The following is a 12,134-nucleotide window of genomic DNA, read 5'->3' on the forward strand; positions in this document are numbered from 1 at the left end:
CGATAGCTATGATTCGTAATGGAGTCTTATGTAGGGAGTTTTATCTTTACGCCCCTTAAAAATTAGTACTTATATTGAAAGCACTGAAGAGCATATATTACTGGCTAAGAATTTTATCAATTGATGTAGCCTTTGGCTCTATTGTAATGACTAATGCTATTTCTCATACTTTTGGGTTATTACTTCCTGCGTCTATATCGATTTCATTATTTCTTGCAGTTTGGTTTATCTATACTTTGGATCATTGGATAGACGCAAGAAGAGTGGGCAATAGCCTCAATATGTATAGACCCAGTATGCATAGGCACAGGTTTCATCAGGACCATTCTAGAAAAATGATAGTTCTGATGATTTGCCAAATTCTGATAGGTTTATTCAGTTTATTATTTTTACCAGTTCAAACATTATATATTGGAATTGTTGTAAGTATATCTGTAGGAGTTTACTTTCTATTTTCGCTTTTATTTAAGGTAGTCTTGATTAAAGAACTTCTTATTGCTTCCATTTATACTATTGGTGTCTTTGTAGGGCCCGTTTCACTTGGTGCTGCTAATTCTTTAAGTGGTTTACTTTGCATGATTATCGTATTTGGGATAGCCTTTATTAACCTGATACTTATAACCATGTATGAAATGTCTAATGATCGCAAGGATGGAAGTCATTCTTGGGCTATTCGGTTTGGATACAAACCATCGTATTATTTACTAAGTTATCTGATTTACATATTACTTGTTTTGATAGTAGTAAGTGCTATTTATCTACCTTCGTCCTCTTGGGTACTTTACGCTGTATTTTTTGCAATGGTAGCAGTGCTGTATATGATTCTCAATCGCCCAAGTTGGTTCAAACAGTACGAAAGGTATCGTATATATGCAGATATGATTTTCTTTATTCCAGCGGTAATATTTTTTTAGGTAATGTTAAACTACAACAGCATTGCACCAATTTATGACCTGCTCAAAAATTGTGTTTTTGGTAAGCCCATTTTTAAGATTCAAAAAGCTCAGTTATCAGAGATTCAACAGGAGGACTTGGTGTTAGTTATTGGAGGAGGAACTGGGTATTTATTGGAACATTTACATGCCAATGTTGACTATGTTGATTCCTCTTATAGAATGATAAGAAGTGCACAACGGAGAGACACTAGAAGCTCAGTTACATTTCATTGTTGTAGATTAGAAGAACTCAAACCGATTGTAAAGTATGACTACATCATCTCCGATTTTTTTCTCGATTTATTCAGTGACGAAGATCTAGCTAAAGTAATTGATCTAATAAAGTCAATGTTGAGAATTACCGGAAGATTAATTGTAAAAGACTTTGGAGTACCAAAAACATGCTATCAATCGTGGCTGTCCTACTCAATGCATACTTTTTTTAGGTTAACCACTCAGTTAAAAAGAAAGCGATTTGCCGACCTAGAAAGTGTCCTTTTGCGAAATGGTTTTAAGCTAAAAGATCAAGTTTTTGTAAGAAAAGGTTTTATTAATAGTTGGGTTTTTAGCTTAAGATAATAGTTTAATTTGGATGAAGCACAGACATTTTATTATTCATAAGCCTTCAGGATATCTTTCACAGTTTACACATCAACACCGTAAACGACGAAACAAAAAAATGCTTGGAGATATCAATGACTTTCCAGAAGGAACAATGTCAATAGGTAGGCTAGATGAAAATACAGAAGGTTTACTGCTGTTGACCACTGACGGAAAAGTGAGCTATGAAGTGCGAGACAATAAAATCGAAAAGGAGTACTACGTTCAGCTGGATGGAGAAATCAATAATGAGTCAATAGCGCTCTTATCTGACTGTCCAAAGATTACAGTTAAAGGAAAAACCTTTAAACCTGCCCCATGTAAAGTTGAGAGAATTAACCCTCCATTATATCTGGGTGATGGTCATAAAATAAGAGATGAAAGGCATGGTGATACGTCATGGATTTCTATAACTATTTCTGAAGGTAAAAATCGACAGATTCGTAAAATGACAGCTGCAGTTGGTTTTCCAACATTGAGATTGGTTAGAATAAGAATTGGAAATATTTTTCTAGGTAAATTAAAGTCAGGAGAAGTTCAAGAAGTGGAAGACCTATTGGAACTTTGTTTCACTACTGAACCAAGTATCTAATAATGAGGTTAGAAAAAGATGAGCCATTTTCTCTACTTTATAAATCAACAGGAATATTCAATAGAGCAAAAAAAGCATCTAGAATCATTAATTATTAGCCGACGTTTAGGTCAAATTATATCCGTATGTGCGACTTTGGCTATATGGAGTATGATAGCTGTTTGGATTGATTTAGTCTTGATGCCAATGATGCTCGTCTCGTTTATCACATCTCCAGAAGAGATCAATTATCCATTGACAATATTGATAGGTTGGACTTTTGTCAATGCATTCTTAAAGCTCACATTTATTAAATCAAGGCTTAGAAATGCTGTTTCATGGTTAGACGCTCTTATTGCAGTGTTTCCCTATGTAGGAGCAATATATCTTATGAAGCATTGGTTTGTTGGTGACCCCTTACTAAAAGCCACTAGTCTACACTATATCGATTACTGTAAAAATAGTGTAGTCAATAAAATCAAATCCTTAATTTGACATGTCAAGTGCATACATTGCGGCACCAATGATTCCTGCTTGATTTCTAAACTTAGCTACAGTGATAGGAATGTCTGCTGTCAAATATTTCTCGAACTTATCAAACTTTTTACTTATTCCACCACCAATTATAATATGATCAGGTGCTGTTACTCTATTGAGGTGATTCAAGAAGAAATCAAACCGTTTTGCCCATTCCTCTAATTCTAAACCTTCTCTTTCTCTAGCTGAGTCAGCAGCATATTTTTCAATAGGTCGGCCATCAGTGTGAAACAAATGCCCCAATTCGATATTGGGGATTAATTCACCATTGAAGAATAAACCGGATCCAAGCCCGGTACCAATAGTTACCATCATGACTTTTCCATTGAGACCAATTCCAGCTCCCATTCTCATTTCAGCAACGCCAGCAAGATCTGCATCATTACCAACTACAAATTTTATCCCACCACAAGTTTTACTAAAAAGATCATCGATTTGAGTTCCAATCCATTCCTGAGCAATGTTGCCAGCTGTGAAGCATTTGCCTTCTTTAACTACGCTTGGAAAACTACAACCTACTGTACCTTTCCATTTAAAATGTTCGACGAGTTCTTTGACAGTTTTGGCAACTGCCTTAGGAGTAGCTGGTTGAGGTGTAGGAATTCTATGTCTATCTGTAATTAGTTGTCCATTTTCAACGTCTACTATTGCTCCTTTTATTCCTGATCCTCCTATATCTATTCCGAGTATTGTCATGCGTTAAAAATGTTATTATACAAAAGGCAATCGCCCATTAGTTCTAGCTTCTCAACTCTTATATTGAGCTAAATATACAAACGTCATGTAAACGCTTATTTCAAATCTAATTAATTTTCAACCTATATAGAAGAGGTAGGTTTATCTTCGTTCATTACTTGGTTTTATTACCTTATCAATATGAAAAGCATCACATTTTTATTTTTAATTATATCAGCCTCATCATATGCACAAGAAAGTGATTATCTCAATGACTTCTTAAAACCTGATTTTCATGAAGGTAGACGTCAAGTATTCAGAGATAAAATGCCTAATAACTCAGTTGCAGTGTTTTTTGCTAATCCAATTCGAAATCGATCTAATGATGTGGATTATGTTTATCACCAAGCTTCAAACTTCTTTTATTTGACAGGGTATAGAGAGCCAGGTGCGGTACTTTTATTGTTTAAGGAATTTCAACATAGCGAAGAAATTGGTGAATATGATGAAATTGTTTTCTCCCAGACTTCTTTAAATAAACGACCTGTTTTCGATGGAGAAGTATTAGGGCCAGAAGGTGTAAAAAGTCTAGGGTTTGAAGCTGTTTTAGATGCTCAGAAGTTTGACAAGTTTGAAATTGATTTCTCAAAGTTTGATTTTGTACTTCAAGAGAAGTTTTTCAACGATGTTCGTGATAACCCATCAAACCCTGCTGATTTATTTAGTTTAATAGAGCAATTCAAAGAAAAGATTGAATCAGCAAAGAATCTTGAAATAGTGAGTGAGGGTGAATACAAAATGAGTGTCAATACAACTCGTATTCGAGAGATCATGACTGAATTGCGAGAAATAAAGCTCAAAGAGGAAATTGATATGTTGCGAAAAGCAATTGATATTTCTTGTATCGGCCAACGTGAAGTCATGAAAGGTCTGCATCCAGGGATGTCAGAATCTGAGATTCAAGGCATACATGAGTTCGTTTACAAAAAATATGGTGCAGAATATGAAGGGTATCCATCGATCGTAGGTGCAGGTCATAATGGATGCATACTGCATTATATCAAAAATGATAAAATGAAGGTAAAAGATGATTTAGTATTGATGGATCTAGGAGCTGAATATCATGGATACACAGCTGATGTGACACGGACTATACCAGCCGATGGTAAATTCACAAAGGAGCAAGCCGCTATATATAATTTGGTATTGAAAGCTCAAGAAGCCGCTTTTAAGAATTGTAAACCAGGTAATACATTTAGTAAATCAGGTTGGATAGCTAGAGACGTTATCAATAAAGGTTTAGCTAAACTAGGCATCATAGAATCAGAAGACCATGAACACTTTTATTTTCCTCATGGTTTAAGTCATCATATTGGTTTAGATGTCCATGACCCAGGTCAGTATAAGAAATATGAAGAAAATATGGTCATTACTATTGAACCAGGAATCTACATTCCGATTGGAAGCGATTGTGATGAAAAATGGTGGGGTATCGCTGTTCGTATCGAGGATGATATATTGATTACTGAAGATGGGTATGAGCTTCTTTCAAATAAAGCACCTAGAACAATAAAGGCAATAGAAGAGCTCATCGAACAAGACAATATTTTCAGTGAGTATGATTTACCTCCATTAAAAGGGCAATATTGAGTTTATTAAATTCTGGTAGTTTATCTATCATAAATAAGAGACTTGATCTAAGGTCTTTAATTGGTTTATCATTGCATGATGTCACATTGAAAATAGGAAAATGAATTTTAAAACACCAATAGGAAGACTTAGAATAATGGCTATTGCCGAAGGAATTAGCTACCTGTTATTTGGCGTGACAATGCCAATGAAATATTTACTGGATATTCCTGAGCCAAACTATGTAGTGGGGATGGCTCATGGTTGGTTCTTTATTTTGTATATCTATTTATGTTTTCAAAACGCTTTGTTGCATCATTGGAGGAAAAGAGATCTAGCTATAGGATTAGTAGCTTCTTTGATTCCTTTTGGTACTTTCTATGCTGATCAAAAGATCTTCAAACCAACGGAGATTAATTAACCTTTTACTTTAAAATAAGAAGGCTCTGGGAACCACCCCAGAGCCTATAACTCAAAACAAACCTAATCATTATCCTTGTCTAGTCAAGGTTACTTTTCTCTAATATTGAATTGACTAAACTTGAGTAGCTTAATATCAATTCCTGTGCCAAAAGTGATTTATGAATACAAAATCTCTAATTTACTTGGTGACCTTTTCTATTTTAATACTCAGTCATTACACCCATTTTACCCGTAGAGTAGTCGCGCATTGCTTCCATAATTTCAGTTGTACTATTCATTACAAAAGGTCCATGTGATACCATAGGCTCATCAATTGGTTCTCCTGATAAGAAAAGAATAACGGTTTCTTCGCTTGATTTGATTTCAATGCCCCCATCTTGATTATCAAATAAGACTAGCTGCTGATTTCCAACCTGATGATTATTGATAATACTTTTTCCTCTTAATTGATAAAGTAAGATGTTCCTATTTCCATAACTTGGAATAGAGACATTTCCATCTTTTCGCATTTCTAAGGTAAACGCTTCAATATCAGTGATAGAATCAATTGGGCCAGTTATTCCCTTGTAATTCCCCGATACTATATTTACTCTAGTACCATCAGTTTCTACAAAAGGAATTTCCTCTTTTGAAGCTGGCTGATATTTGGGCGTTGTCATTTTATGTTCAGCAGGTAGGTTGATCCAAAGTTGGATCATTTCAAGATTGCCACCTTCTTCAAAATATGATTGAGGAGCTCCTTCGCTATGGACGATTCCTCTACCAGCAGTCATCCATTGAACACCACCAGGTCCGATGACTCTCTCGTTTCCTAAAGAATCTTTATGACCAATATACCCTTGAAAAACGAAGCTAACAGGCTCAAATCCGCGGTGAGGGTGTGGGCCAATGTCCATTGGTTTCATACCAGGGGCTATATACTTAGGCTCCGCATAATGCAATAATATAAAAGGGCTTATTTGTTCGATAGGGCTTGAAGGAATAGGTTGACCTATTTCAATATTACCCATCATTACTTTAGGTGTATTAATCACCTTTAATACTTTTCGTTGCATGCTTACCTCCTTTTAACAGAAATAAACGTATCGAAATAATATTTGTTGCAACAACTATTTAGTTCGGGCTTTATCCAAAAGGTCGCTAAGTTGTTGGGCTTCTTCTTCCGAAAGCCCCATTGATTTGTCAGTAATTGCTTTCCCGTCTTCAATGAGTTTCAGTGCAAATTCGCGTCCTTTTTCCGTCATTTTAATTTCGACCATTCTACGATTAGACTCACTTAGACATCTATCTACCAAACCCAATTTGACTAACTTATCTACTAGTCGAGTTACATCTGGCCCTTTATCCAACATTACTTCTTTGATCTGACCTGGAGAGATCGGTTCTGGGTATTTTCCATTTATGATGCGAAGTACGTTATAGTGTTGATGCTGGAGGTTAAACTTCTTAAGGTGGGATTTGAATACGTCACGAAAGTAATTAGAAGTGTATAAAATGTTGACCAAAGCCTTGGCACGATAACTTTCAAAACTGCTTGATTTAATATCTTCTGCTAATCCCATTTGCTGAATTTTGTTAAAACAAATATAATTCTATCGAATTCAAAGTACAATGAGTTTCAAAAAGTAAGGAGTTGTTGTAGAGTTGTCACTTATTTATCCTGTAGGTAGTAGTATTTTCTCAGCTTAAACTAGTTGGGCGTAGTGAAGTGCTTGAGAAAAGATAATCTTCTAGGATTTTTTCCAACCATGTTACTAATTCTTGTACTTCTATTTCCTCATCATCATGATCTGATACGAAAGAAAATAATGTGAGAATCTGTCCAGCATCAAAAAATATATTAATCTCCCTTCTATATTCCTCAGTAGTTTCTTTGTCAGCAGAAGCAAAGCCTCCAATATGTTCGTCAGTACTTACTACAGAAGTTGCTTTCTTGAACTCAAAAGTCTCAATGACTTTTCCTTTTTTATCAGTTATTTCAAAGCATTTCTTACCGTAGTTGATAATAGTATAATCAGCATGCTTATTTCTCTTGTCGACCTCCATGAAATAGAAGAATAGAAGTGGGACAAGAAAGAGACTAAAACCTAAGTGAAGGAAAGTCAAAGCTACACAAGGAATTAAAAGAAACACGAATAGGACGTGTATACATCCATAATTCAGCTTTTTGTGATGCACTAATACTGTTTGCCCTTTCCTCTCAAGGAAATAGCCATGTTTTTCAAGGAATCGGTTCATGGTAAAAATCAAGATAGTATAAATCTTGATTTAGAACATCATTCTAAACCTGAACCATTGGGATAATTCGATCAATGCCCTATCTCAGTCGATATTCCCAATCTCTAGCGCGTTTTTGTGCAGCTATATAGGAAGCTTTTTCCTCAAGAATATAATGTGGTTCGCCTTGTGAAGTAAAATGGTAGTGCCCGCAGTGTTCACACAAATAAATGTTGATTGGTCCACTTCCTTTTGGGTGGTTGAAGTGAATATGATTTTCGATTAATGCCTCCTCAGCAAGCTCTTCAGTTTCGTGACATTTCTTACCAGTGATGCATTTCATCGGCTAATATTTTTCAGTTATTATCCAGAATTCACGTTAAACTACTGTTGGAATTACTTTTGTTTGGACTTTTTGTTTTTGTATGTCCCAAATTCTTCTTCCATAGTAAATATTGCTGATCTGAAAAGCTCATAGACCCTAAAGAATCTATAGTGATTTTCATAGGGTGAATCCTTAATTGTTTTGTTCACCTCCATGTCACGGAATTGATTCTGAAACTTTGTGAAAATGTCCTCTCCTACTCGTGTTCTTTTTGTAAAACCTAAAGGTAAAAGTCCCATCATTACTCCTGGAGCTCCATTAAGAACTTCGATTTGATTGGCTTCGATAAGATTGTGATCTTCCAGTCTTTCGGAAATTTCATCAATGAATGAACCAAATAAACTTTGATGCTCGAGTACTGGATTATCGAATTTAAGTCTTGTGGTATAAAATAATACACTTTCAAGGGTAGCTAGCATGCCTTCTACTCCTAGTGCACGATTATTCCAACGGGCTTCATTTTTAGTAACAAGGTTGTTAAGTGATAACTCTACAAATACCCGAATATCCTCAATACTCAGTTCAGTGGATTTGATCAAGTGTGAAATTACAGGTACCCAAAAATAGGTTTGGCTGGAGGTTAATATTACCTCTACCTTGTTTTTCAGTTCATCATCAAGATAATAGGAGTTAGTAAAACATAAAATGCCAAATTCCTCTAGGGTCAACATCACTTCGGCTTCATTCGATTGGCTCATGTAATCTATAATTCAGTGAAAAATGCAAAATAAATGATAGCCAGTCAATATTGAAGGACTCTATCGAAAAATGGATAGTAAAATATTAGGAATAGTTTAACGAAGTGACATTTTTTCTTTCATTGCCTATTTTAAAGTTATTCATTTAAACAAAAAAGCTGATTTAATAAAACCAGCTTTTCAAACTCTACTTCAACTTGTAATTAGGAGTTAATCCTGTGCACCTACATATTTCAGCGCGTTTGCTACTAGTTTTTTATAAGATGGGTTTTCAAATGCTCCTTTAGAGAAGCCAGGCATGATATATACGACTTTGGAGTTGTTATATTTTTGAGTCCAAGCGATAGAAGGTGCTACGTCAGTATCATCTGAAGTTAATAATGAGGTGATACCATTTCTCATATAGATCTTACCGTAATATGTGTCGGTTAATGTAAAATCTGATATTCCAGCTGTGATTGGATGTTCAGGGTCTACGATTTTAATATCTACTGTCTTTTCAGGATAATATTTTGAGACTTTAGACTTGTCTTTGGTGTGACTTCTTAAGAACCACTTACCTCCAACCAATTCGTGATATTCATCCCAATCTGGTTGAGATGAAAGCGTAAAATGAAGAAATACCATACCGATACCAGCATCAGTTAGATCCATGTAAAGTTTCTTATTCCTCTTCAACTCTGGGTATCTTTTATTTTGGTCAAAGAATAGGATCGCATCGTATTTCTCTTTGATTTCGTCAATTTTCATAGCGTATAGGTGAGCATTGAGCATCAAGTCAACGTCTACGCCTTTCAAACTTTCGCACATTTTCTCGAATGCTGGAGAGTCATAGTGATGTCCACCTCTGACTACAAGTACAGACGTCTTAGAGCCTTTAGATTTTGGTGTTTTAGCTTCTAGGGTTAGTGTTGAGAATAATAGTATTACTATTAGACTTAAAGTCGTTTTCAATATTTCTTTCATTTTATTTCTTTTTAGAGCTATCATATACATGACAGCGGTTTTTTATTTACCGTATGATTGATCGTATTTTGAAAAAATGATTTGGGTTACGGTTTGAATTATCAGATGTCAGCCTGTAGCTAAAATCTAACAATGACAATTTTCAAGGTTTATACACTCTGTCGTATGGGTTCTATGTTCTCTCCTTTCGGATCAATTTCTTCCTGAATATTATTGTATTTTCCACCAAGGTATAACCCTACGCAAGCCCAAACAGCAGCTATACCTGCTCCTATTACTCCCACAGCAGCTAAACCTAGACCAATACCTTCAGTTAAGCCAGTGAATATCCAAGCTGTGAGTGAGTCACCTCCTCTATATACAACCACATCAATAACAGGCTTTGTCTTGAAACGCTTCTCTTTACTGACTTCTGTGAATAGCATTTCACGGGCAGGTCTAGTTACTGCATAGTTACCGGACCTTCTTAGCACCTGAACAACTAATAGGATGACTACTATTGGAGCAAATGCTAATAGTAGAACTGCTACACTCATTATTAAGGGCAATAATGCCAATGTCAACCCCATTCCTAATTTTTTCACGATGCGAGAGGTAGCGAAAAATGCTATCCCAAATGTCAGTACATTAACTATCCAATCAATGCTGCCAAGAATTTGTGTTCTTGTAGCTCGATCATAGGCAGCTAGTAAGTTTTTCTGCTCGAAATACACAAATGAACTAATCATTGTATAAAGCAAGATGAATGCACCAATAGCTAATAAATAAGGATCTGTCACAAAGGTTTTGAATCCAGCAAACGGATTTCCTCCAAGGATGAATTTGCCTGAGTCAATAACTTGATCATCATTATGTAATTCACTCTTCTTAATTCTCGTTAGTTTGATGGCTAATGGAATAGGAAGTAGTAAAATGATTGAAGCTGTAAGTATTAGATTATCAATACCAGACACTCCTGCAAGAAAAGTGGGAATCATTGGTCCAATTAATGCCCCTGCACTTGCTCCTGCAGCAATTGTTGCAAATAACCTTCTCGCCTGATCTTTGTTGAAAAGGTCAGACATAAAACTCCAAAAGACAGAGAGGTGAAACATGGCAAAAACACTAAGCCATACGTAGAATGCTTTATCAATGATCACGGCATCACTAATTGTCCACATTGATAAATAGAACAATATAAAGGACATCGCAAAGAATGCATATACACCTGGCACTAATCTTTGAAATCTTACTTTGGAAACAATTACTCCATAGATTGCTACTACAGCTGCACTAATAAAGAAATTCATTGTCCAGAGTTGACTCACCTCTGCATCTGACCAGTCACTAGCCATTGCATCTCTGACCGGTCTCAGGATGTAATAGGAGAGCATTAATATAAATGCAAACAAGAAAGATAAGGCAGTGGCTTTTACTTCGTGGTTTTCAATTTCTGAAAACCAGCCTAAAGCTTTTTTTACCATGATTTTAATATTAAAGTGTGATAGTGCTTAGCCTTACCAAGGCATATTTTTGCCTTTGAAGTTGATAAAGGTTCCTGTTTGCTCAATAGTCAATGCTTCTACAGTTGCAGCCATCATTGGAATGGCTTCTTCTACCGTTCGTTTAGCTGTAGGGTTCATATCAGTTTTCACACCTCCTGGAGTCATAGACACTACTATAATTTGGCGATCTGCCCAGATAAAAGATAATTTCTTTGTCAACATATTTAAACCAGCTTTGCTGATTGCGTATGAATCAATTTCGTTGCTCTTTTTTTGACAAGCTATACATCCTGCACCTGAAGAGAGTTGAATCACTTTAGCACCATTTTTAAGGTGCGGATCTAGCATTTGTGCAAAGAAAGCCGCTCCCATGGTGTTGACTTTGAAATTACCGATCAGAGACTTTTCTGTCCATTCACCAAAGTTTTCTTTCACAGTCACACCAGCATTACTGATAGCTATGTCGATTTTAATTTTCTTCTTTGTAAGTGTGTTACTGAGAGTATTCGCATCTTCCAAACTTGTTACATCAAGTTTTTCGATCATTAATTTTTTCTTGTATTGTTTCTTTAATGCTTGTAACTGGTCTGCTGATTCTGGTTTACGAGCAGTAGCTATCACTGTATAGCCTTTCTCTAAGTAATATTTTGTCCATCCTAATCCTTGCCCTCTGTTAGATCCTGTGATAATGGCCACTTTGGAATCGGCTTTTGTTTTGGCTGAAGCATTAAATGTTGATAACGCTAGAACACTCAAAAATATGAGTGCGAGTGATTTCAATTTTTGAATTGATTTGTACATAATTTAGATTTTAATAGTTGAACACTTTTTAGCATTAAGCCTTTCAGTGTCTGTATTCATTACCATTCTTATAGTTTGAAAAACTCTTCATACAAGTTTGTCAAATTGATTATACAAATGTGGATGATGAAAATGTGAGAGTGCTAATGAAGACTATGGATGAACGATAGACAGGAATAGATTTGTGATAGATTTTGTATAGATATTAGAGTG

The 12,134-nt window shown here is 35.6% G+C and carries 15 protein-coding genes; 6 read left to right on the forward strand and 9 right to left on the reverse strand.

The genetic code is table 11. The annotated features are described in order from the left end of the window. Nucleotides 1-74 precede the first annotated feature (74 nt). The 4 genes from DKG80_RS16895 to DKG80_RS16910 are packed head-to-tail and all read left to right on the forward strand — an operon-like array spanning nucleotide 75 to nucleotide 2,601. Nucleotides 75-914 carry a UbiA family prenyltransferase gene (locus DKG80_RS16895; RefSeq protein ID WP_109832551.1) on the forward strand — a complete coding sequence of 280 codons (840 nt, stop codon included), beginning with the start codon at nucleotides 75-77 and terminating at the stop codon, nucleotides 912-914. A 3-nt stretch (nucleotides 915-917) separates the two neighbouring features. After that, nucleotides 918-1,514: a class I SAM-dependent methyltransferase gene (locus DKG80_RS16900; protein WP_109832552.1), complete on the forward strand. Its 597-nt coding sequence runs from the start codon at nucleotides 918-920 to the stop codon at nucleotides 1,512-1,514. A gap of 13 nt (nucleotides 1,515-1,527) precedes the next feature. Continuing rightward, complete coding sequence (locus DKG80_RS16905; protein WP_109832553.1) at nucleotides 1,528-2,127, forward strand: pseudouridine synthase; 600 nt, start codon at nucleotides 1,528-1,530, stop codon at nucleotides 2,125-2,127. An 18-nt stretch (nucleotides 2,128-2,145) separates the two neighbouring features. After that, nucleotides 2,146-2,601: a hypothetical protein gene (locus DKG80_RS16910; RefSeq protein WP_162555937.1), complete on the forward strand. Its 456-nt coding sequence runs from the start codon at nucleotides 2,146-2,148 to the stop codon at nucleotides 2,599-2,601. Here the strand turns inward: DKG80_RS16910 and ppgK are convergent. Then, entirely contained in the window at nucleotides 2,593-3,339 is a 747-nt protein-coding gene (ppgK, locus tag DKG80_RS16915; protein WP_109832555.1) for a polyphosphate--glucose phosphotransferase, read from the reverse strand. The genes DKG80_RS16910 and ppgK overlap by 9 nt on opposite strands. Before the next feature lie 180 nt (nucleotides 3,340-3,519). Here ppgK and DKG80_RS16920 point away from each other — a divergent pair, with 180 nt between their 5' ends. Together DKG80_RS16920 and DKG80_RS16925 are read left to right on the forward strand one after the other, a co-directional pair. Next, entirely contained in the window at nucleotides 3,520-4,968 is a 1,449-nt protein-coding gene (locus DKG80_RS16920; protein WP_109832556.1) for an aminopeptidase P family protein, read from the forward strand. A 100-nt stretch (nucleotides 4,969-5,068) separates the two neighbouring features. Next, a complete protein-coding gene (locus DKG80_RS16925) occupies nucleotides 5,069-5,368 on the forward strand; it encodes a DUF3817 domain-containing protein (protein WP_109832557.1) in 300 nt (99 codons plus the stop codon). Nucleotides 5,369-5,570: 202 nt separating this feature from the next. Here the strand turns inward: DKG80_RS16925 and DKG80_RS16930 are convergent, their stop codons facing one another. From DKG80_RS16930 to DKG80_RS16965, 8 genes are all read right to left on the reverse strand, one after another. Further along, a complete protein-coding gene (locus DKG80_RS16930; RefSeq protein ID WP_109832558.1) occupies nucleotides 5,571-6,425 on the reverse strand; it encodes a pirin family protein in 855 nt (284 codons plus the stop codon). A gap of 54 nt (nucleotides 6,426-6,479) precedes the next feature. After that, the gene (locus DKG80_RS16935) at nucleotides 6,480-6,932 is read right to left on the reverse strand and encodes a MarR family winged helix-turn-helix transcriptional regulator (protein ID WP_109832559.1); all 453 of its coding nucleotides are present in this window, start codon (nucleotides 6,930-6,932) and stop codon (nucleotides 6,480-6,482) included. Between the two features lie 118 nt (nucleotides 6,933-7,050). Beyond that, entirely contained in the window at nucleotides 7,051-7,608 is a 558-nt protein-coding gene (locus DKG80_RS16940; protein ID WP_162555938.1) for a hypothetical protein, read from the reverse strand. A 79-nt stretch (nucleotides 7,609-7,687) separates the two neighbouring features. After that, the gene (locus DKG80_RS16945) at nucleotides 7,688-7,930 is read right to left on the reverse strand and encodes a hypothetical protein (RefSeq protein ID WP_109832561.1); all 243 of its coding nucleotides are present in this window, start codon (nucleotides 7,928-7,930) and stop codon (nucleotides 7,688-7,690) included. A 53-nt stretch (nucleotides 7,931-7,983) separates the two neighbouring features. Next, entirely contained in the window at nucleotides 7,984-8,670 is a 687-nt protein-coding gene (locus DKG80_RS16950) for a hypothetical protein (protein WP_109832562.1), read from the reverse strand. Between the two features lie 210 nt (nucleotides 8,671-8,880). Then, a complete protein-coding gene (locus tag DKG80_RS16955) occupies nucleotides 8,881-9,636 on the reverse strand; it encodes a ThuA domain-containing protein (RefSeq protein ID WP_162555939.1) in 756 nt (251 codons plus the stop codon). A gap of 149 nt (nucleotides 9,637-9,785) precedes the next feature. Continuing rightward, nucleotides 9,786-11,099, reverse strand: a complete 1,314-nt coding sequence (locus DKG80_RS16960; RefSeq protein ID WP_109832564.1) for an NTP/NDP exchange transporter — start codon at nucleotides 11,097-11,099, stop codon at nucleotides 9,786-9,788. 33 nt (nucleotides 11,100-11,132) lie between these two features. Continuing rightward, nucleotides 11,133-11,921, reverse strand: coding sequence for an SDR family NAD(P)-dependent oxidoreductase (locus DKG80_RS16965; protein WP_109832565.1), 789 nt, complete (start codon nucleotides 11,919-11,921; stop codon nucleotides 11,133-11,135). Nucleotides 11,922-12,134 lie beyond the last annotated feature (213 nt).

The sequence above is a fragment of the Reichenbachiella versicolor genome, from assembly GCF_003171675.1.
Taxonomy (GTDB): domain Bacteria; phylum Bacteroidota; class Bacteroidia; order Cytophagales; family Cyclobacteriaceae; genus Reichenbachiella; species Reichenbachiella versicolor.

What these genes read in the sequence shown, in the direction of transcription:
- DKG80_RS16900 (WP_109832552.1), top strand. Translation starts at nt 918, where the DNA reads ATGTTAAACTACAACAGCATTGCACCAATTTATGACCTGCTCAAAAAT.
- DKG80_RS16905 (WP_109832553.1), top strand. Translation starts at nt 1,528, where the DNA reads ATGAAGCACAGACATTTTATTATTCATAAGCCTTCAGGATATCTTTCA.
- DKG80_RS16910 (WP_162555937.1), top strand. Translation starts at nt 2,146, where the DNA reads ATGAGCCATTTTCTCTACTTTATAAATCAACAGGAATATTCAATAGAG.
- ppgK (WP_109832555.1), bottom strand. Translation starts at nt 3,339, where the DNA reads ATGACAATACTCGGAATAGATATAGGAGGATCAGGAATAAAAGGAGCA.
- DKG80_RS16920 (WP_109832556.1), top strand. Translation starts at nt 3,520, where the DNA reads ATGAAAAGCATCACATTTTTATTTTTAATTATATCAGCCTCATCATAT.
- DKG80_RS16925 (WP_109832557.1), top strand. Translation starts at nt 5,069, where the DNA reads ATGAATTTTAAAACACCAATAGGAAGACTTAGAATAATGGCTATTGCC.
- DKG80_RS16930 (WP_109832558.1), bottom strand. Translation starts at nt 6,425, where the DNA reads ATGCAACGAAAAGTATTAAAGGTGATTAATACACCTAAAGTAATGATG.
- DKG80_RS16935 (WP_109832559.1), bottom strand. Translation starts at nt 6,932, where the DNA reads ATGGGATTAGCAGAAGATATTAAATCAAGCAGTTTTGAAAGTTATCGT.
- DKG80_RS16940 (WP_162555938.1), bottom strand. Translation starts at nt 7,608, where the DNA reads ATGAACCGATTCCTTGAAAAACATGGCTATTTCCTTGAGAGGAAAGGG.
- DKG80_RS16945 (WP_109832561.1), bottom strand. Translation starts at nt 7,930, where the DNA reads ATGAAATGCATCACTGGTAAGAAATGTCACGAAACTGAAGAGCTTGCT.
- DKG80_RS16950 (WP_109832562.1), bottom strand. Translation starts at nt 8,670, where the DNA reads ATGAGCCAATCGAATGAAGCCGAAGTGATGTTGACCCTAGAGGAATTT.
- DKG80_RS16955 (WP_162555939.1), bottom strand. Translation starts at nt 9,636, where the DNA reads ATGAAAGAAATATTGAAAACGACTTTAAGTCTAATAGTAATACTATTA.
- DKG80_RS16960 (WP_109832564.1), bottom strand. Translation starts at nt 11,099, where the DNA reads ATGGTAAAAAAAGCTTTAGGCTGGTTTTCAGAAATTGAAAACCACGAA.
- DKG80_RS16965 (WP_109832565.1), bottom strand. Translation starts at nt 11,921, where the DNA reads ATGTACAAATCAATTCAAAAATTGAAATCACTCGCACTCATATTTTTG.